15 protein-coding genes are annotated in these 19,622 nt (G+C 44.9%); all 15 read right to left on the bottom strand.

The window, feature by feature from the left end; genetic code table 11:
- Positions 1–39: 39 nt before the first annotated feature.
- The 15 genes from ACH9UM_RS00365 to ACH9UM_RS00295 all read right to left on the bottom strand — a co-directional run bounded on the left by ACH9UM_RS00365 (position 40) and on the right by ACH9UM_RS00295 (position 18,966).
- Positions 40–1,779: a phospho-sugar mutase gene (locus ACH9UM_RS00365; RefSeq protein ID WP_004846043.1), complete on the bottom strand. Its 1,740-nt coding sequence runs from the start codon at positions 1,777–1,779 to the stop codon at positions 40–42.
- A 76-nt stretch (positions 1,780–1,855) separates the two neighbouring features.
- A complete protein-coding gene (locus ACH9UM_RS00360) occupies positions 1,856–2,947 on the bottom strand; it encodes a CotS family spore coat protein (RefSeq protein ID WP_004846042.1) in 1,092 nt (363 codons plus the stop codon).
- Between the two features lie 84 nt (positions 2,948–3,031).
- Positions 3,032–4,381, bottom strand: coding sequence for a CCA tRNA nucleotidyltransferase (locus ACH9UM_RS00355; RefSeq protein ID WP_118188611.1), 1,350 nt, complete (start codon positions 4,379–4,381; stop codon positions 3,032–3,034).
- Positions 4,382–4,452: 71 nt separating this feature from the next.
- Positions 4,453–6,042, bottom strand: a complete 1,590-nt coding sequence (locus ACH9UM_RS00350; RefSeq protein WP_004846038.1) for an ATP-binding protein — start codon at positions 6,040–6,042, stop codon at positions 4,453–4,455.
- A gap of 5 nt (positions 6,043–6,047) precedes the next feature.
- A complete protein-coding gene (locus ACH9UM_RS00345) occupies positions 6,048–7,100 on the bottom strand; it encodes an exonuclease SbcCD subunit D (RefSeq protein ID WP_009320677.1) in 1,053 nt (350 codons plus the stop codon).
- Positions 7,101–7,287: 187 nt separating this feature from the next.
- Positions 7,288–8,679, bottom strand: coding sequence for an asparagine--tRNA ligase (gene asnS, locus ACH9UM_RS00340; protein WP_004846036.1), 1,392 nt, complete (start codon positions 8,677–8,679; stop codon positions 7,288–7,290).
- 57 nt (positions 8,680–8,736) lie between these two features.
- The gene (locus tag ACH9UM_RS00335) at positions 8,737–9,678 is read right to left on the bottom strand and encodes an alpha/beta fold hydrolase (protein WP_004846035.1); all 942 of its coding nucleotides are present in this window, start codon (positions 9,676–9,678) and stop codon (positions 8,737–8,739) included.
- Between the two features lie 15 nt (positions 9,679–9,693).
- The gene (locus ACH9UM_RS00330) at positions 9,694–11,064 is read right to left on the bottom strand and encodes a citrate/2-methylcitrate synthase (protein WP_004846034.1); all 1,371 of its coding nucleotides are present in this window, start codon (positions 11,062–11,064) and stop codon (positions 9,694–9,696) included.
- 268 nt (positions 11,065–11,332) lie between these two features.
- Entirely contained in the window at positions 11,333–12,211 is an 879-nt protein-coding gene (gene rsmA / locus ACH9UM_RS00325; protein WP_118188610.1) for a 16S rRNA (adenine(1518)-N(6)/adenine(1519)-N(6))-dimethyltransferase RsmA, read from the bottom strand.
- Positions 12,212–12,312: 101 nt separating this feature from the next.
- Positions 12,313–13,074, bottom strand: a complete 762-nt coding sequence (locus tag ACH9UM_RS00320; protein ID WP_009242508.1) for a TatD family hydrolase — start codon at positions 13,072–13,074, stop codon at positions 12,313–12,315.
- Positions 13,075–13,095: 21 nt separating this feature from the next.
- Positions 13,096–14,358 carry an iron-containing alcohol dehydrogenase gene (locus ACH9UM_RS00315; protein ID WP_129794735.1) on the bottom strand — a complete coding sequence of 421 codons (1,263 nt, stop codon included), beginning with the start codon at positions 14,356–14,358 and terminating at the stop codon, positions 13,096–13,098.
- Between the two features lie 97 nt (positions 14,359–14,455).
- Entirely contained in the window at positions 14,456–15,994 is a 1,539-nt protein-coding gene (asnB, locus tag ACH9UM_RS00310; RefSeq protein ID WP_118188609.1) for an asparagine synthase (glutamine-hydrolyzing), read from the bottom strand.
- A gap of 100 nt (positions 15,995–16,094) precedes the next feature.
- Positions 16,095–17,066, bottom strand: coding sequence for an NYN domain-containing protein (locus ACH9UM_RS00305; protein ID WP_004846028.1), 972 nt, complete (start codon positions 17,064–17,066; stop codon positions 16,095–16,097).
- Complete coding sequence (gene yfcE / locus ACH9UM_RS00300; RefSeq protein ID WP_009242509.1) at positions 17,042–17,614, bottom strand: phosphodiesterase; 573 nt, start codon at positions 17,612–17,614, stop codon at positions 17,042–17,044. Before yfcE ends, ACH9UM_RS00305 begins: the two co-directional genes overlap by 25 nt.
- 188 nt (positions 17,615–17,802) lie before the next feature.
- Entirely contained in the window at positions 17,803–18,966 is a 1,164-nt protein-coding gene (locus ACH9UM_RS00295; RefSeq protein ID WP_009320678.1) for a glycerate kinase, read from the bottom strand.
- Positions 18,967–19,622: the final 656 nt, after the last annotated feature.

Here is a 19,622-nt window from a genome sequence, read left to right as displayed (position 1 = left end):
GCACACGGATTTCCACCTTTAAATATTGTTATATCGGGTTTACACAGCTTTGTCAAGATTTTTCACCATTTCCATTATGGCTTTTCCCATTTCGTCGGATTTTACATCCGCATCTGTCAGAGAAGTACCTTTCACGCCGTAGTAGAATTTCACTTTTGGCTCTGTTCCCGAAGGTCTTACGCATACCCACGCTCCGTCAGGCAGCTCATAGTAAAGTACATTTGAATTCGGAAGTCCTGTAGCCGTAACTTCTCCGGTCTCCATATCCCGAATCGTATCCGCCTGATAATCTCTCACTTTAAGTACTTTATATCCTGCGATTTCTTTCGGAGGCTCGCTTCTTAATGTGGCAAGGATCTGACGAATCTTCTCGAGTCCTTCGATTCCTTTCATTGTGATAGACTGGATGTCGTCTTTGTAATATCCGTAACGCTCATACATCTCGATCATCGCATCCCACAACGTCATCCCTTTTGTGCGGTAATATGCGGCAGCTTCACACAGAGCCATCGTAGCGACGATCGCATCTTTATCTCTTGCATGTGTTCCGATCAGACATCCGTAACTTTCCTCAAATCCAAACAGATACTCTCCTTTTCCTTTTGTCTCGAATCCGAGAATCTGCTGTCCGATATACTTAAATCCTGTCAGACACTCGATCAATCCGACATTATAATGCTCTGCGATCGCATCCGCCATATTGGAAGTCACGATCGTCTTGATAAGATATCCGTCTTCAGGCAGACCTTTTAATTCTTTTCTCTGTCCGATCTCGTAATCCGCAAGAAGGCATCCCGACATATTTCCGGTCAGATCATGATATACTCCGTCTTTATCTTTCACACGCACGCCGAGCCTGTCCGCATCCGGATCTGTCGCAAGAACGATATCCGCATCGATCTCTTTCGCCAGTTTTAATCCGAGTTCAAACGCCTCTTCGGCTTCCGGGTTCGGATAGGAAACTGTCGGGAAGTCTCCGTCCGGCAGTTCCTGTTCTTTTACGACATATACGTTCTCAAAACCAAGCTCTTTCAAAATACGGCGAGCCGGAATGTTTCCCGTTCCGTGAAGCGGCGTATACACGATCTTAAGATCTTTGCCCGCTGCTTCGATCGCATCTTTATGAAGCACCTGCTTTTTCAGTTCCGCAATATAAGCATCGTCAACTTCCGCGCCGATCACTTCGTAAAGTCCGGCCGCTTTCGCATCCTCTTCCGTCATCGTCTTCATTGTTGTGTAATCTTCCACAGCCTTCACTTCGTCCATAATTCCTTTATCGTGCGGAGGCGTGATCTGCGCGCCGTCTTCCCAGTATACTTTATAGCCGTTATACTCCGGCGGATTATGGCTTGCCGTAATATTGATGCCTGCGATACATCCGAGTTTTCTCACCGCATAAGATAACTCCGGCGTCGGGCGCAGCGATTCAAATATATATGCTTTGATCCCGTTTGCAGCCAGACAACATGCAGCCTCTTTGGCAAATTCCGTGGACATATGACGGGAATCATACGCAATCGCAACGCCTTTTCCCTGACCGTCGTTTTTCATGATATAGTTTGCCAGTCCCTGTGTAGCTTTGCGTACTGTATAAATATTCATACGGTTTGTTCCCGCGCCGATGATGCCTCTCAGTCCTGCAGTACCGAACTCCAGATCCATGTAAAATCGTTCCTTTATTTCATTTTCATCCTCTTTGATACTTTCAAGCTCCGCTCTCGTATCTTCATCAAAGTATGAATTAGAAATCCATTCTTCATACCTCGCCTTGTAGTCCATATTTCTACCTCCTAAACTAATATAAATTTTATATCCGCCCCTATATGCCCGATATGTTTTATTATACAACAATTATTTATAAATTCAAAGGAAATATCCGACTAAGGAACTCATATTTCTCTTCTGTCTGACGGATGCATATCTGTAGCTTTTCTACATTCTTTTCCGAGAGGTGCGCCTTATTCGACCGGTAATAGCTGCCCGCGATCTTTTTAAACTTTCCGGGATATGCAAGACTCAGCGCCGCAAACTCTTTCTCCCTTTCCGACAAAGGACGTACTTCTTCATATGCTTCCAATATTTTTTGTCCTGTTTTTTGTTTCCATTGATTTTTTTCCATTGCTTTTCTTAAAAAATAACAGAAATCTTTTATCTGTATATCCGTATGCATATGTTCAAAATCAGTTACGGCAATATCGTCTCTGAGCATGATCAGATTATGATAATTATAATCTCCGTGTACGACGCTCCCTTTTGATACGCTCTCTTCAAAAAGCTTTCTGCAGCCGGAAGTTTCCATCCTGGCGAGAATATCGTCCGCCGTACGGTACATTTTTTCAAAATTTTCCAAAAACAAAATTTCAAAATCATTTTTAACAGGTCTGGAACGAATAAATGAACGGATCTTTTTTAATTCCCTGTTATATCTTCGCACCTCTTCCACCGGATTTTTTCCCTGTGCATCCGCTCCGGGCCGGATTTTTACAGCCAGTTTTTCCATATCTTTATGCAAAACGGCAAGTTTTGCCGCCGCCCGTACAACGTCCTGTTCCTGACGAACGTCGCACTCTCTTCCCTGATACCATTTTTTCAGCATATAAAAAGCTCCTTCCCGGGAAGCGGCTCGAAGTTCGCCTTCTTTCGTAAAGACAGGTGTGTCAACTTTTACATTTCCACATCTTTCTATTTCACTTAGAGCGTCATATAAAAAAAGGGCGCGCCGCTCTGACAGTTTTGTCTCTTTGAGCAGCATCGGCCTTTCTTTCGTATCGTAATCGCCCGCCGCGCCAAAAGGAACACTACGGGATTGCAAGCAGTCGCCAAAGTCTCCGACACGCCCGGACTTTAGCTCGCTGCCTATACAAAAAAACGCACCCCTTATCCGCCGGGTGCTTTTCACTTCTATATCATACTTTTCCAAAACTTCCAGTTCATATTCTTCTCTCATAACTGCCCCCTGTTTTCTACATTATAGCTCTCTCTAATGTATGAACGGCAGAGGGCAATTATAACCTTCCTTTTCTTTTTCCGATTAGACAGTTTTATTCCTTTGAGATATTTTTTTCTTTACATAGTTGCATAATATTTTCTTATCATTTTTTTCCGGATTATCTATCACATACTCCAAAAGCTCGCTTAACATCCTTCCTATCTCTACGCCGGGTCTCATGCCAAGATTCATCAGATCCCGTCCGCTTACAGCGAGCTGCCTGAGAGTAACGCATTCATCCTTTATGATCGCTTCCTGATAGAACTTTCTCATCGCCACTATATTCTCAATCTTTTCCCGCCTTCTGTAAGAACTTTGCGCTTTCGCATCTGCCATGCGCACTGCCAGATAATACGGAAACAGATCAACGCCGATCCGATTCATTGCTCGGCGCACGTTTGCCGGCGTCGCCTCTGTGCGGTAATCATGAAAACATACGAGACGCGTCACTTTTTTGATCGTGTCATTATCAAATTTTAAACGCTGCATCACGTCCCTGGCGATCACTTCGCTCACCAGCGCATGTCCTTTAAAATGATCTCTTCCGTTTTCATCCGTTGTTTTTCTCGCCGGTTTTCCCATATCATGAAACAGCATCGTAAGACGCAGTATCTTATCACGCTTTACATACTTTAATGCATGGAGCGTGTGCTGTGCCACATCATATTTATGATGGGGAGTATTCTGCTCCACTCCCGCCATAGCATCCCACTCCGGCAGAATGATCCTCGTGATCCCAAGTTCATACGCATCTTGTATCCGTTCCGGATGAGCCGACACAAGAAGCTTTACAAGCTCTGCCTGAATGCGCTCTGCACTGATATTTTCCAGTGTAGGGGCAAGTTCCCTGACCGCCTCAGCCGTTTCCTCTTCTATCGGGAAATTAAGCTGAGCGGAAAAACGCACCGCCCGCAAAATGCGAAGAGCATCTTCTGAAAAACGTTCTCTCGGATCTCCCACACACCGGATCAAATGATGGTTTAAATCCTGCATTCCTCCGAACACATCTACAAGGCGCACTTCATCATTATATGCCATTGCATTGATCGTAAAATCTCTGCGGCGCAGATCTTCCTCTAATCGGTTTGTAAACAAAACCTCTTTCGGATGGCGGCTGTCTTCATACGCCCCGTCTATTCTGTATGTCGTAACTTCATAACCGTCTCTTCCAAGCAGCACGGTAACCGTTCCATGTTCAATCCCCGTATCCACTGTCCGCCTGAAAAGCTTCTTCACTTCCTCCGGGCGCGCGGAAGTTGTAATATCCCAGTCCTTCGGTCTGCGCGCAAGGATCGAATCGCGCACGCAGCCTCCCACAGCATACGCTTCATAGCCGTGAAGCTGCAAATTTTTTATAATCATCATCACTTTTCGCGGTAATGCTATCTTCATGAAAATTCCACCTCTGAAATAACCTTTTTATCTCTTTACACTCATTTATGATCATCTGATCTAGTTATCATTTAGACTAAATGTTCCAGCAATTTGGCTTCCCTGCTGTGACAACTTAATATTATAACCTGCTTTTTCTGCCGGCTCAACCATTTTATGACAGATTCAAGCCTTTTATCGTCATAAAACGCAAACGCATCATCTAAAATAACCGGCATCGGTTCTTCCAAAAGCATTTCCGACGCTGCCATTCTTATTGAAAAATAAATCTGTTCCAACGTTCCTTCGCTCAACCGGTCCACAGATATGCGATCCATACCGTTCCATGCCGAAATTCCCGCGCCTTTTTGTATATTTACACTTCGATATTTTCCGTCTGTGATTTCCGAAAAAATTTCTGAAGCCCGGGCGTTTATCTTATGCGAAATCACATCAGACGTTTCCTTTGCAGTCCGCACAAGAATCTCTTCTGCCATTACAAGCGCCTCTCTTTGCTCTCTCAGCCTTTTTCCGGCGTCGCTTTCTTTCACATCTCCACATTGCTCCCGCACATTTTGACAACGCAGCTCTTTTTCCTTCCATTCCAAACGCAGATGCTCCATCTGCCACTCCAGCTGCTGTTTTTGTTTCTTCTTTCTCTCGTCGTCTTTATCGGAATTATTATAAGGCACATCACGGGCGTCCTCTTTTTTTCGCTTTCCTGATTTTTTTCCCGCTTCATAACCTCCTGCCGCAAGAGCGCACACGCCGATCACAAAAGCAAAAACGCCGATCCATGCAAACGGTGCGGAAGGCACTGCCGACTGTTCCGCCATAAATCTGCTCCATAAAAGTCCTGCCGCGCCGGTAAAAAGACCTCCAAGCCCTGCCGCAATAAAATATTTACTTCTGCTCTCCTTCGTCCCTTCATCAGATCTCTTATTAAAATCAGACTCTTTTTCTTTTTCCTGATTTTTTATCGTTTTCTCAAGCAGCTCCCATTCTTGTTTTCTCTCTTCATACTCTCTTTGGATCTCATCCATATCCTGCTCCAAATACTCGCATTCCTGAAGCATTTTCTGTATTTTCCGTTCTTCTTTATCCGCTTCTTCCCGGATGAACCGATCTGTCTTTTTTCTTTTTTCTCTCAATATCTGCACTGCGCCGCTTAGATCAAGTTCTGTTCCCCCCGTCTCATAATAATTCGCCGCATAATTTTCCAGCGCATCGGACAAAGCCTCCCCCGGTCTGCTTTTCAACTGTCCGACCGAAACCGTACTGTCAAACAACTCCGCAGTCAATCCGCCCAGAAGCATTTCCAAATCCCCATGCTCCACCGACAATTCTTCTCCGTCATCCTCACAGATCAGAGCCGCCGACTTAGAATTTTTAACCCCTGTTCCGAATGTACGTTCAAGACGAAAATGTCTCCCTCCGCAGTCAAACCGCATGACACCGGCATACCTGCCGCCGCTGCGCGGCTCATACTTTGTAAAATCATCTTTCGCCGCCGCTCTTCCTCTTCCCCGCTCCAAACCAAACAGCATCGCTTTCACAAACGCATGAAGCGTCGTCTTTCCAAACTCATTTTCTCCGCTGATGACCTGTACTCCATCCCTAAAATAAAAATGTTTCTCCGACAATTTTCCGAAATTTTTAACATAAAGTTCTCTGATTACCATTTTCTCTATCCCCTGTTTCCCGTCAAAAGCGCTTCCACGCCTTCACAAAGCGCACAATACTCAACACTTCCCTCTTCACAACCTGCAAATTTCTCGATATATCTGCCAAGAAGAGTCTCCTTGTTCTCTGCATAAAGCTTTTCAAAATCATATGCCGGAATTGTCTCGTCCAAAATCTCCAACACGCATCCTTCCTCCGCCAAATGATTCACTTCAAAGGCAATATCGGGATCTCTTTTTCCCGCAAGAGTAATTTTGTAAATATTTTCATTTCCATACTCATTTATAAGTCGCTTTACCCTTTTTCTTATACTTCCTTCCGTATCGCTTCTTTCTACTTCGACAGAACTGTGGATATACTCTCTCCCCGCAAACGGTATCCACTGAATCGCCGCTTTTCCGTCTTTGAGCTCCCCTTTTACATATCCATGCTGCCCGACGTCGTTTTGGTCGATCGGTTCAAGCGCTCCCGCATAAATCATCTTATCTTTTTGCAAAGCCTGCGGTTTATGAATATGTCCCAGGGCGATATATGAAAATCCGGAACGACTCAGCTTCTTTTTATCAAACGGAATATGCCTGTCATCACCTCCGTGAGCCAACAGAATTTCATTCTTTTCAATGCCTGCTGCAGCCACATCGTCATAAAGCGGCTGACAAATTTCCCGTTCATAGTAACTGAGTCCATACACCGCTGTTTCCAATTCCGGAAAATCGACATATTCCAATTTCTTCCCGAACAAAGGATATACATTATCATTCCACTCAAATGAACGATAATTAGAATCCTTCTGCAGATGATCATGATTGCCCGCTATGAGCACAACTTTAGTAGCTGTCAGTTCTGAAAAAAGATAATTGACCTCTTTTAGCTCTCTTACAAGAGGCTGCCTGTGGAAAAGATCTCCGGCAATAAGAAGAAGGTCGGTTCTCTCATCTTCACATACCCCAAGTATTTTCTCAAATGACTCCCACAATTCTCTTCCTCTGCTTTGACTATATACAGCCGCCTCCGGCTGCGCTCCGAGATGTACGTCTGCTATATGAATAAATTTCACGCCCGCTCCCCTTTCAACAATGCTGTTTTCTGCCGGCTGCCACGAACCCGGGCAGGCCCGGACTTTCGCTCGCCGCTATTGCAATAAAAGGACGCCACACAACTGTCGCGCCCTCATGATATACTTTATAATTTTATTCTATATTTATTTCGATGTATTTTTTTACGTCTTACACCGCAAAACGCAATTACAGTTCACAGTTATTTACTGTTCTCGGGAACGGAATCACATCACGGATATTCGACATTCCCGTCAAATACATCACGCATCTTTCAAATCCTAATCCGAAACCTGCATGACGCGTAGAACCGTATTTTCTAAGATCAAGATAAAAGCCATAATCTTTTTCATCAAGACCAAGCTCGTTCATGCGGGCCAGGAGTTTCTCATAGTCGTCTTCTCTCTGACTTCCTCCGATGATTTCCCCGATACCCGGAACAAGACAATCAACTGCCGCAACCGTCTTGCCGTCATCATTTTGTTTCATGTAAAACGCTTTGATTTCTTTCGGGTAATCTGTAACAAATACAGGACGCTTATACACCTGCTCTGTCAAATAACGTTCATGCTCTGTCTGAAGATCACATCCCCAGGAAACCTTATACTCAAACTTATCGTTGTTCTTCTCCAGTATCTCGATCGCCTCTGTGTAAGTAACACGGGCGAAATCAGAATTCGCAACATTATTCAGTCTCTCCAGAAGTCCTTTATCAACGAAAGAATTAAAGAAATTCATCTCTTCCGGCGCGTTTTCAAGAACATAATTGATGACATATTTCAGCATAGACTCTGCCAGATCCATGTCGTCTTCAAGATCTGCAAACGCAATCTCCGGTTCGATCATCCAAAACTCTGCCGCATGACGGGTTGTGTTTGAATTCTCCGCGCGGAATGTCGGGCCGAATGTATAAATACTTCTAAACGCCTGCGCATATGTCTCTCCGTTCAACTGACCGCTTACCGTAAGGCTCGTCTCTTTTCCGAAGAAATCTTTTGTATAATCTACTGTACCATCCTCATTCTTCGGGATCTGATCCATATCAAGAGTCGTAACACGAAACATCTCGCCCGCGCCTTCACAGTCGCTTCCTGTGATCAGCGGCGTATGTACATACACAAACCCTCTCTCCTGAAAGAACTTATGAATCGCATACGCTGCCAGAGAACGCACACGGAATACAGCCTGAAATGTATTCGTTCTCGGACGCAGATGAGAAATCGTTCTCAAATACTCAAACGTATGACGTTTCTTCTGCAGCGGATAATCCGAAGCCGACGCTCCCTCGATCTGCACTTCATCCGCCTGAATCTCAAACGGCTGTTTTGCCTGCGGAGTAGCGACAAGCGTTCCTTTCACAATAATCGCAGCTCCGACGTTCAGTTTAGAAACTTCCGCAAAGTTCTCCATCTCATCATGATATACAATCTGAAGCGGCTCAAAATAAGAACCGTCATTTACTACAATGAAACCAAATGTCTTTGAATCTCTGAGACTGCGAACCCAGCCTCCTATCGTTACTTTTTTGCCAAGATATGATTCTCTGTCTTTAAATAATTCCCGAATCGTTGTCAATTCCATATCAGATAACTCCTTCAATCAAATTTCACCGACGCTTTCGCGGCAATAACAGTTCTATTATAACACTTTATTTTCCATATGTCCTGCAAGCCACTCAAATAAATCGTCATATACCTGTTCCCGGTCTGATTCGTTTAAAATCTCGTGACGGTCGCCGGTATAGAGCTGCAAAGATACGTCTCTTATCCCTGCCGCCCTGTATTTTTCATATATTTTACGAACGCCTTTTCCGAAGTTTCCCACCGGATCTTCCGAACCTGCCGCAAACAAAATCGGCAGATTCTTCGGAATCATATAGACGCCCTCTTTTCTCTGCATGCTGATCATTCCCGAAAACATGCTGTAATATGCATTTACCGTGAAAACAAATGAGCAGAGCGGGTCGGATACATAAGCGTCCAAATGTTCTCTGTCACTTGTGACCCAGTCGGCTCTTGTCCTCGCCGGTTTGAATTTTCGATTAAAATTTCCCACAACTAAATGATCCACAAAATGACTTCTGTAATGCCAGCCGCGCACAGCCGCCATCAGCCTGCATAAGCGCTTCCCGAACACAAGCGTCGCCTTTTTATGATCGGCAACCGCGCCCATAATGATCGCCCCGCTCAATCCCTTGCCGTACATCTGAATATACTGACGCAAAAGCGAAGACCCCATACTGTGTCCGAGCATAAAATACGGAACGTTCGGATATTTCTTCATCGTCCTCTGCCGAAGTGTATGAATATCGCCTATAACGCATGCATTTCCGTATTTTTCACTGAAAAAACCATATTCTGATTTCGCCTGTACCGACTTCCCGTGTCCAAGGTGATCATTCCCTACGACATAGAAACCCTTGCCGCATAAAAATTCGGCAAATTCATCATATCGCTTGATATACTCCACCATTCCGTGGCAGATCTGCAATACCGCTTTTACCTCGCCCTCCGGTTTCCATTCTATCGTATGAATCTCTGTATTACCGTCTTTTGATGGGAAATAGAACTCGTCTCTCATGTCACTGATGCTTCCTTACCTGTCATCTAATTTTATATAATCGCGGTATGGTGCGAGCGGCTTATACGCAGGACGTATGATCTTATCCACATTTTTAAGCTCTTCCAACCTGTGCGCGCTCCATCCTACAATACGCGCCGCCGCAAAAATCGGTGTGTACAATGCCGGCGGAAGATCGAGCATACTGTAGACAAGTCCGCTGTAAAAATCGACGTTTGCATTAACGCCCTTATACATCTTTCTCTTTTCTCCGATGATCTCAGGCGCAAGGTGCTCTACTTTTTCATAAAGACCGTATTCTGCCTCATGGCCTTTTTCCTTCGCAAGCTTTTTCACAAACCCTTTGAATATATCCGCTCGCGGATCGGAGATCGAATAAACGGCATGTCCCATACCGTAGATCAATCCTTTCCTGTCGAACGCTTTTTTATCAAGAAGCGCTTCCAGATATGCCCGGATCTGATCTTCGTCTTCCCAGTCTGTCAAAACAGACTTCATATCCTCGAACATCTGAGTCACTTTGATGTTCGCGCCGCCGTGCTTCGGTCCTTTCAAAGATGCCATCGCAGCCGCGATCGTAGAATATGTATCCGTTCCCGATGACGTAACAACGTGAGTCGTAAAAGTCGAGTTGTTTCCGCCGCCGTGATCCATGTGAAGCACAAGAGCCATATCCAGGATCTCTGCCTCAAGTTTTGTATATTTACGATCCTCGCGGAGCATCATCAAAATATTTTCCGCTGTGGACAGTTCCGCTTTCGGCGCATAGATATAGAGATCCTCTCCTCTGCGGTAATTATACGCATGATATCCGTATACCATCAGCATCGGAAACTGACTGATGAGGTTCAGACACTGACGGAGAACGTTCGGAATACTCGTATCATCCGCTTTCTCGTCATAAGAATAAAGCTGCAGGATACTTCTCGTAATGCTGTTCATCATATCGCGGCTCGGCGCTTTCATGATGACGTCACGCACGAAGTTCGGAGGAAGCATACGGCGCTCTGCGATCATATTCTGAAACTCTTCCAACTGTGCTTTATTCGGAAGTTCGCCGAACAGAAGCAAGTACGCCGTCTCCTCAAATCCCGGGTGATCCGCCTCGAGGAATCCTCTGACAAGATCTTTGATATTATAACCTCTGTAATACAGATTCCCCTCACACGGTACAGACTTTCCGTCTACGATTTTTGATGCGCACACATCGGAAATGTTCGTAAGTCCGGCAAGCACGCCCTTTCCATTCAGGTCGCGGAGACCTCTTTTCACTTCATACTTCGTGTATAATTCCTTCTCGATCGCATTATTCTGCTCGCACTTAAGAGCAAGTTCTTCAATCTTCGGAGTAATATCAAAAAATATGCTGTCTATATTTTTTGCCATACAACTTCCTCCTTTTTATTTTGGTATATTTGTTTATTATACTAAAAATAAAGAAATTATACAATAAACTGTCTATTAAATATTTATGAATAGACAGTTCAGCCATCCAGATGTCCGCGAAGTATAAAACATGCTTGCATGTTTTTATGAGCGGGCATCTGGATGAGGTGAGCGTCCGGTTATGAGGAAAACTGTGGCGGCAGCCACGATAAGCACGCAGTGCGGTTTTCCGAATGGCGCAAGCTGAACTGTTTTATTCAGCACGTAATCATTTTTCTCTCAGATCACAAAAATGATTCGCAAGCTGTGCAAACTCCGCAAGCGTCAAAGCTTCGCCTCTCACGCTCGCCCCTTTTCCAAGTTTTTCTATCGCCCCTTCAATCTCCTCTTTTGAAAAATCAATCTCAGGGGAGTTTTTCAAGCCGTTCGCCAATGTTTTTCTCCGCTGATTAAAAGATGCGCGGATTACCCGAAACATCAGCTTTTCATCCCGCACTTCGACAGGCGGATGTTCGTGCCTTTCTAAACGTATCACCGCCGACCCTACTTTCGGTCTGGGCATAAAACAGTTGGGCGGAACATTTGCCACAATATACGGTTTGGCATAATACTGCACCGCAAGAGACAATGCGCCGTAGTCTTTTGTTCCCGGCCCGACCTGCATCCGATCCGCCACTTCTTTCTGTACCATGACCGTAATACTTTTTATCGGAACATGATTTTCAAACAACCCCATAATGATCGGCGTAGTAATATAATAGGGCAGATTTGCAACAACTTTGATCGGTCTGCCCTCATTCTCTTCTTCTACCAACTTTCTGATATCAACTTTGAGCACGTCTTCGTTGATCACACGTACATTGTCATAGCCGTCAAGCGTATCTTCCAAAATCGGGATCAAAGCTCTGTCGATCTCTACTGCGATTACTTTTCCTGCCGCACATGACAAATACTGGGTCATCGTTCCTATTCCCGGACCGATCTCAAGTACGAGATCGTCTTTCCCGATCTCCGCCGCACGGATGATCTTATCTAAAACATGTGTATCGATCAAAAAATTCTGTCCGAATTTCTTTTGAAAAATAAAATTATATTTTTGAAGCACCGCAATCGTATTCTGCGGATTGCCAAGCGTTGGTTCTTTCATACGTTTCCTTCCCAAATCTGTTTTTTCAGAAGTTCCGTGCGGCTTATCATTCTTTGGCTTTTCCCCCGCACCTTTTCTTTTTCTCTAAAATCCGTTTTTCTCTAAAGTCCGTATAACTTCCGTGCGTTTTCCTCCGTCTGTAACACGACGTCTTCTGCTGCTGCGCCTTTTAGGGCCGCGATCTCTTCCGCCACATACGGAAGGTAAAGCGAACTGTTTCGCTTTCCTCTATATGGAACAGGCGCAAGGTACGGACAGTCCGTTTCCAGTACGATCGACTCCAAAGGAATCTCCTGAACGACCTGTTTTAGTTTCTTTGCATTCTTAAAAGTTACCACTCCGCCAATTCCGATATAATACCCCATTTTCACATACTCTTTTGCCATCTCCGCCGAGTATGAATAACAGTGTATCACGCCGCGCAGTCCCGACGCATATTCTTTCATAATCTCCATCGTATCTGCGGCAGCCTCCCTGCTGTGGATAATGACCGGTTTCTCTTTTTTTCGCGCAAGATCGAGCTGTCTGATAAACCATTCTTTTTGAAGATCATGATTTTCCTTATCCCAATAATAATCCAGACCGATTTCTCCGACCGCCTTGATCTTTTCTTTATCAAGAAGACGTTCCATCCTTGCAAACTGAGTTTCATCAAGATTTCCGACTTCGTCGGGATGAACGCCGATCGCCCCGTACACAAACGGATACTCTTCTGTCAGTTTTACGATCTTATCCCATGACAGGATTGTAGAACCTGCATCCATTATCATGCCGATTCCCGCATCCTGCATCTTCCCCAGGATTTCCTCCCGGTCCTCATCAAACTGCTCATCATCATAATGAGCATGTGTATCGATTATCATCTTTTCAGAATCCTTTCTCTCTTATTTATCCTGACAACACTGCCGGTCTTTCTCGCTTGAGCCTTGTACACACACGTTTAAGAGAAATCTTTCAAATTCCCGTCTGTTCCACACTTCCGGCGTCGGATAAAGCGGATTTGCCTCTTTTTCCGCCCATTTTGCGATCTGCTTCACATCCGCTTTTCGGATCATCTCCGGATATTGCGGAATCTGCATCTTCACTTTCAGTTCTTCGATCCATCCGATAAACGCATCCGCCTTCACACTGTCAGACTCCTGCGGTGTCGTAAGTCTGCACACATCACTTAATTCCGCCAGTTTCTTACATGCCGCGTCTCCATATGCCCGCATCACATAAGGAAGAAAAATCGCCATTGCCAGTCCATGAGGCGTTCCATACAATCCGCCGACCGCATGGCCGATCGCATGAACATATCCGACTCCTCCTCTTGTAAATGCCCGTCCTGCATAAAACGCCGCCTGCTGCATCTTCTGTCTCGCCTCGATATCGCTTCCGTTTTCATATACTTTCAGCAGATTTTCATAGATCAGTCTGACAGCTTTCCTGCACAATTCCCGCTCTGTATCACTGTTATATTTATCATTTGTATACGCTTCCACCGCATGACACAAAGCATCCATCCCCGTCATAGCGGTAACGTCCGGCGGCAGTCCCAGCGTCAGTTCGGGATCGAGCACCGCATACTTTGGCATAAGCCGCAGATCATTGATCGCCGCCTTATGGTGCGTCGCTGTATCCGTGATAACTGCCGATATCGTCGTTTCCGAGCCGGATCCTGCCGTTGTAGGAACCGCAAACAACATCGGAATCTGCTTGACAACCCGAAACAACCCCTGCAGCTGCCTTATCTGTCTGTTCGGTCTTGCGATACGCGCTCCAACCGCTTTCGCACAGTCAAGAGGCGCTCCTCCGCCCAGCGCAAGCATACAGTCACACCCATTTTCCAGAAACACTTTCACCGCATCTTCCACATTTTCATCGGTAGGATTTTGTTCTACCTTATTGTAGATGACATACAAAAGTCCCTGTTCTTCCATCTCTTCAAGCACTCCGTCAAGAAGCCCTCGCCCGATCAGAGTAGGACCTGTAACGATAAGCGCCTTTTTTAACCCTCTCCGTTTGATCGCCGCAGGAAGGTGGCGGACCGCTCCCGCTCCCTTCATCAATTTCGGCGTCCGCCACGGGATAGTGGAAATTCCGGCTTTCATAACTGATTGAAACATTCTGCAATACATTTTCTTGACGCTTTTCTTTGTCGTCATATATACGCATCCCCTTATTAAATTCACATCATCATACACGCATCATTATCGCGCGCAAATATTTATACTTAAAATAAAACTCTTTTCTTTCTCCCCATTATCTTTTCACAAAATACTCTTCATACCATACGAGGAAAGTATAGATTGTCCACACTTTTCTCCAGTTATCCGAATTGCCTCCTACATACTCGTCAAAAATAGCCCGTATCTCTTCAACATGAAAGAATTTTTCCGCGATATCGCTCGCAAAAAGTCTTCTCACGTCCGCATTATACCGATCATCCGCCATCCAGATACGAATCGGCACAATAAATCCGAGTTTCTTGCGAAATGCAATTTCTTCCGGAAGCACTTTTGCAGCCGCTGTACGAAGAGCGACTTTATTCTGTTCTTCATTTACCTTGTACTCCGACGGCATTCTTGATGCAATGTCAAAAATTCTTCTGTCCGTCAGCGGCATTCTTATCTCAAGTCCCGCTGCCAGACTCATCTTATCTACATTGAGATAAATATCGCCTTCAAGCCAGATCTGAATATCTACATCAGACATTTTAGTCAGAGGATCAAGACCTTCCGTTTCCTCGTAAATCCCCCGCGCAAGTTCGATCGGAAGTACGTCCGGATCGTATTTTTTCAAAATCCGCTTCTTCTCATCCTCTTTCATGATATTTGTATTTCCGACATAAAATGTCTTTAAATTCTCCCCGTATCTTTCTGCGTTGCGATACATATTATATCCGCCGAAAAATTCATCTGCGCCTTCACCTGAATAACAGATTTTCGTATGCTTTGCGGTTTCTCTGCACGCAATGGCAAACGCGATCGCCGACGCGTCTCCAAGCGGCTGTTCCATATTGTACATCACATACGGGACAACAGCGAAATATTCCTCCGGAGTGATCCGGCATCGAAGATTTTTTCTTCCCAAAATATCAGCCGTCTGTTTCGCCAGACCCGATTCGTCAAAGCGTTCCTCGTCATATCCGCACGAATCTGTCGTCTCTACATCCGACATTGCCAAAACGTAAGACGAATCGACGCCGCCTGATAAAAATGACTCCGCATACTCTTCTTTTGTTTTTACTTCCGGCATGATCTCGCCTATCGTCGTATGGATCTCATCTGCCCACTGCTCCAGTGTACGGCTATTGTCCGGATGAAACTGAGGCATCCAATAACGCTCTATCGTAAGCTTTCCGTTCTGCCATACAAGATACCGACCCGGAAGCAGCTTTTTCAGACCGCGGAAAAATGTATTTTCGCCCGCCACATAAGTAAGGCTTAAATAAAGCTGAAGCATCTCTTCGTTTAATTCTTTTACAAATCCCGGCTGTTCCATAATCTTTCGGATCGTTGTTCCGTAAAGCAGTTTTCCGTCCGCCGTTTCGTAATAATAAAACGGTTTTGTTCCAAACTGATCTCTTAAGCAAAACAGTTTCTCTTCCGATTCATCCCACAGGGCAAAGGCAAACATCCCGTGCATGTGATCTGCCATCTCATTTCCCCATGTTTCATATGCCTTCACAAGGATCTGTTCCTCACGCTCTTCCCTTGTCAGATCAAGAGGAATATCCAGTCTTTCGCAAAGTTCTTCCCAGTTTCTTATATGACCTCTGTATTCTTTTACTTTTATCATCTGTTTCCACTCCCAACTTTACGCCGCCCATATTGCAGGGGCATATCGGCTTTTATCAACTCTTTTGTTACACGGCTATTATAAACGAAAGCCTGTCATGTTACAAGACCGGCGCATACACTGCTTTCGTCCTTTCTCCTTCTCCTTGAAGTTCCACTTCCGGAAAGCTTTGAATGTATTGCTTAAATTGTGAATAACCATAATCTCTCACTTTAAAATCCGCGAATTTCAGTCTGATCCGATTGCCCAAAGCGCTCAATGGGATTCCTGATTCCCCGCTTGCTTCGATCTGATACAAAATATATTCTTCTACCATTTCTTTTCTGCTCTTATCTTCATTGAGCGCTACAGATACTTTTGTTCCCTCCTGAATGAGCATTAAACGAGGAAGCGTTTCCAAAAATTTGGACAAAAGACTATAACCATAGCGGCGGACATCAAAATCAGGATATAGCTTGACAAGCCTGCTCCCGACTTCGCCAAGTCCCGTCTCTCTGTCATTGTTTTTATTCTCCGTAATAATCTTAACGACCGCTTCTTCCACTTGTTCTTTCGTAGCCGAAATCATTTTTTTCGATTCTTTTCCACTTACAGTATGGAAAACGGTTTTTTCCTCCCTCTCGGAAACGCCCATCATATTATCTTCCAAAAGAAGTTCCAGTTCCGTAAAGATCTCGCATGCCTTACGAAACGGCAGGGGCGTTTTCGCCTCTCCCATTCCGATCACACGCTTCCCGCTCTCCCGCAGCCTGCTTGCAAGCCTTGTAAAATCGCTGTCGCTTGAAACAAGACAGAACCCCTCGAGTTCGCTCGCATACAGCATATCCATAGCGTCAATGATCATTGCCGAGTCAGTTGCATTTTTTCCGTAAGTATAACTAAACTGCTGGATCGGAGTGATAGAGTTCTGCAAAAGTTCTTCCTTCCACCCCGCGCTGTTCGGACGGGTCCAGTCTCCGTAGATCCTTTTATATGTTACATTTCCATATTTCGACAGTTCATCTAAGATCGGTTTAATATATTTTGCGGACACATTATCCGCATCAATTAAAAGCGCGAATCTTTCTTCCATTCTCTGTATACCTCCCCACTCATATTTTTCCACGTAAATGTTCCCTTTTCATAAACCATATAGCTGTGGGAAGAACCTTCTTTCGGAATCGAAACCGATCCCGGGTTCAGATACATATACTCATTTCCGTTCTCATCCGCTATTTTCTCACAGGCAGGCACATGCGTATGCCCGTTCAGCAAAATATCTCCGTTCTTCAGCGGAGGCATACACTGAGGATTGTGCACATGTCCGTGGGATGCAAAAACCACGCCTGTATCCTCAAGCTGCAGTACACAATAATCTGCCATGACCGGAAACTCTAAAACCATCTGGTCTACATCGGCTTCACAGTTTCCCCTCACACAGAGCAGTTCCTCCTTGACTTCATTCAACATCCGTATCACTTCTTTCGGGGCGTAGCCTTTCGGCAGATCATTGCGGGGCCCATGATATAAAAGATCTCCTAAAAGAAGGAGTCTGTCCGCTTTTTCTCTTCGATACGCCTCAAGCATCTGTCCACAATACACAGCCGAACCATGTATATCTGACGCGATCATCCACTTCATACTTTTTCTCCACATATTTAGATTTGACAGGTTTTAAACTATGCAAAATATCTCTCCTGTCCTTTTATTTTTATCATTTTAACATAATGCTTCTGTTTTTGTAAATCCGCCCTCCTGACAGGCTGCTATATCACAAACACCGCAAAAGACCCGAGCATTTTACGAAATTTTCTTTTATGCACAGCCGGTCATAATCTCCACAAACGGTATGCCTGCTCAACTGCCGCTTCCATATTTGCCTCCGCATTTTCCCGCTTCATTGCCGCTTCAAGAGAAACCGCCTCTCTTAATATCGGAAAGAATGCATCGATCCCCTGCTCATTGCATGCTCCGGCGTCACGCGCAGCAGCCCCGGCAAATGCAATGACCGGTTTTCCATATTTCTTCGCAATCTTTGCAATCCCGATCGGCGCTTTTCCCATAGCGGTCTGTCCGTCCATACGCCCTTCCCCGGTAATCACAAGATCAGCCTTTGCAATTTCCTGCTCCAAGCCTGTTTCTTTTATTACAATCTGGATACCGGATTCCAACTGTGCATCCATAAATGTAAGAAATGCAAATCCCAAACCGCCTGCCGCCCCCGTACCCGGATACATAGAATCTGCTTTCGGAATCTTTTTCTTCACCAAAGACGCATAAGAAAAGAGAAGACGATCTAACCTTTCGGTCATCTCTTCATCCGCGCCTTTCTGCGGACCGTACACAGCGCTTGCTCCTGTCTCTCCGCACAATACGTTCGTTACGTCACAGGCAATCTTGAATTTACATTCCGCAAGTTCAGGGATCACGTTATCATCTGTAATCTCCGCCAGTTCTTCCAGACCCCTTGCCCCAATCGGAATCTGTTCCCCGTTTTCCTTCAGCAGGCCAAAACCCAAAGCCTGAAGCATTCCTGCTCCCCCGTCGTTTGTCGCGCTTCCTCCGATCCCGACAATAAATTTTCTGCATCCGTTTCGCACAGCGTCTTTTATCACTTCTCCCACACCGTAAGTTGTCGTATACAACGGATTTCGTTCTTCCTCTGAAAGAAGAGTCAGCCCTGCCGCTTTCGCAATCTCAATGACCGCTGTTTTCTCTTCTGTTTTCTCTCCTGTTTTTCCATCTGTATTCTCGATCACACCATACTCGCACACAACCGTTTTTCCGATCGGTCCGGTTACAGAAACTTTCCGTATCGTTCCGTTCATACCGGACACCAACGCTTCCACTGTCCCCTCGCCTCCGTCTGCCAGCGGTCTGACATGCACTTTTGCTTCAGGATCAACTTTATGAATTCCCTTTGCGGCGGCTTTTCCCGCCTGTACCGAAGTCATACTCCCTTTAAACGAATCAATCGCCGCCACAATTTCCATAAATCCATCCATTCCTTTCACTTTACTCAGACAGAAAACATTATAAAAATGTTTCCCCGCACTTGTTTGTCATCATATAAATACCTTCAATGTACACAGCGTATCATTTCTTTTTTTACATTTCAATAACTTTGCACGACCGATTCCTAAAGAATGATCCGGCAACACTATCACCATGAAAGGATGTGTTACTATTCCCACTCCAAAACGACAGTATACTACTGACGATATTTATAAATTACCAGATTTCATAAGAGTAACTCTATTTGATGGGAAAATATTGACGAATGATTGGACAAATCTGATTATAGACGAAGAGGTCTTTAAGAATCTCCCTTCTGAAGATCACCACAAAACGTACCGACTTTCTATAGTAAAATCTGAATAGCCCTTGTATCGCTCTGATGGATATACTATATTAAAGACATAAAAGGAACAACCGCCCACAAGGGGGTTGACCTCGACAAGATTGTAATAGAATCACCACCCTGAAACCGGTCAAAGTTTAGAGGGTGGTTTTCTATGCCTTAAAGCACTATCTGATAAACGTAAATACGAATGTCAGCAATGCCAGAATGAACATTCCAAAGTTTGGGATTGATGGCACTAACGAAAAGATTCACCTCGGAAAGTTGATGGGCAAGGACTTCATAATA

Source organism: Mediterraneibacter torques, from assembly GCF_044591705.1.
In the GTDB taxonomy this organism is placed as follows: domain Bacteria; phylum Bacillota; class Clostridia; order Lachnospirales; family Lachnospiraceae; genus Mediterraneibacter; species Mediterraneibacter torques.
Note: the sequence above shows the minus strand (reverse complement) of the source record. Positions and strands in the feature narration are given on the sequence as shown.

Excerpts from the sequence above, each read along its gene's own strand:
- ACH9UM_RS00305 (WP_004846028.1), bottom strand. The coding sequence starts at position 17,066 with ATGGAAGAAAGATTCGCGCTTTTAATTGATGCGGATAATGTGTCCGCA.
- ACH9UM_RS00365 (WP_004846043.1), bottom strand. The coding sequence starts at position 1,779 with ATGGACTACAAGGCGAGGTATGAAGAATGGATTTCTAATTCATACTTT.
- ACH9UM_RS00335 (WP_004846035.1), bottom strand. The coding sequence starts at position 9,678 with ATGAGAGACGAGTTCTATTTCCCATCAAAAGACGGTAATACAGAGATT.
- rsmA (WP_118188610.1), bottom strand. The coding sequence starts at position 12,211 with ATGAAAGAACCAACGCTTGGCAATCCGCAGAATACGATTGCGGTGCTT.
- ACH9UM_RS00355 (WP_118188611.1), bottom strand. The coding sequence starts at position 4,381 with ATGAAGATAGCATTACCGCGAAAAGTGATGATGATTATAAAAAATTTG.
- ACH9UM_RS00320 (WP_009242508.1), bottom strand. The coding sequence starts at position 13,074 with ATGATAATCGATACACATGCTCATTATGATGATGAGCAGTTTGATGAG.
- asnS (WP_004846036.1), bottom strand. The coding sequence starts at position 8,679 with ATGGAATTGACAACGATTCGGGAATTATTTAAAGACAGAGAATCATAT.
- asnB (WP_118188609.1), bottom strand. The coding sequence starts at position 15,994 with ATGATAAAAGTAAAAGAATACAGAGGTCATATAAGAAACTGGGAAGAA.
- ACH9UM_RS00330 (WP_004846034.1), bottom strand. The coding sequence starts at position 11,064 with ATGGCAAAAAATATAGACAGCATATTTTTTGATATTACTCCGAAGATT.
- ACH9UM_RS00295 (WP_009320678.1), bottom strand. The coding sequence starts at position 18,966 with ATGGAAATTGTGGCGGCGATTGATTCGTTTAAAGGGAGTATGACTTCG.
- ACH9UM_RS00360 (WP_004846042.1), bottom strand. The coding sequence starts at position 2,947 with ATGAGAGAAGAATATGAACTGGAAGTTTTGGAAAAGTATGATATAGAA.
- ACH9UM_RS00315 (WP_129794735.1), bottom strand. The coding sequence starts at position 14,358 with ATGACGACAAAGAAAAGCGTCAAGAAAATGTATTGCAGAATGTTTCAA.
- yfcE (WP_009242509.1), bottom strand. The coding sequence starts at position 17,614 with ATGAAGTGGATGATCGCGTCAGATATACATGGTTCGGCTGTGTATTGT.
- ACH9UM_RS00350 (WP_004846038.1), bottom strand. The coding sequence starts at position 6,042 with ATGGTAATCAGAGAACTTTATGTTAAAAATTTCGGAAAATTGTCGGAG.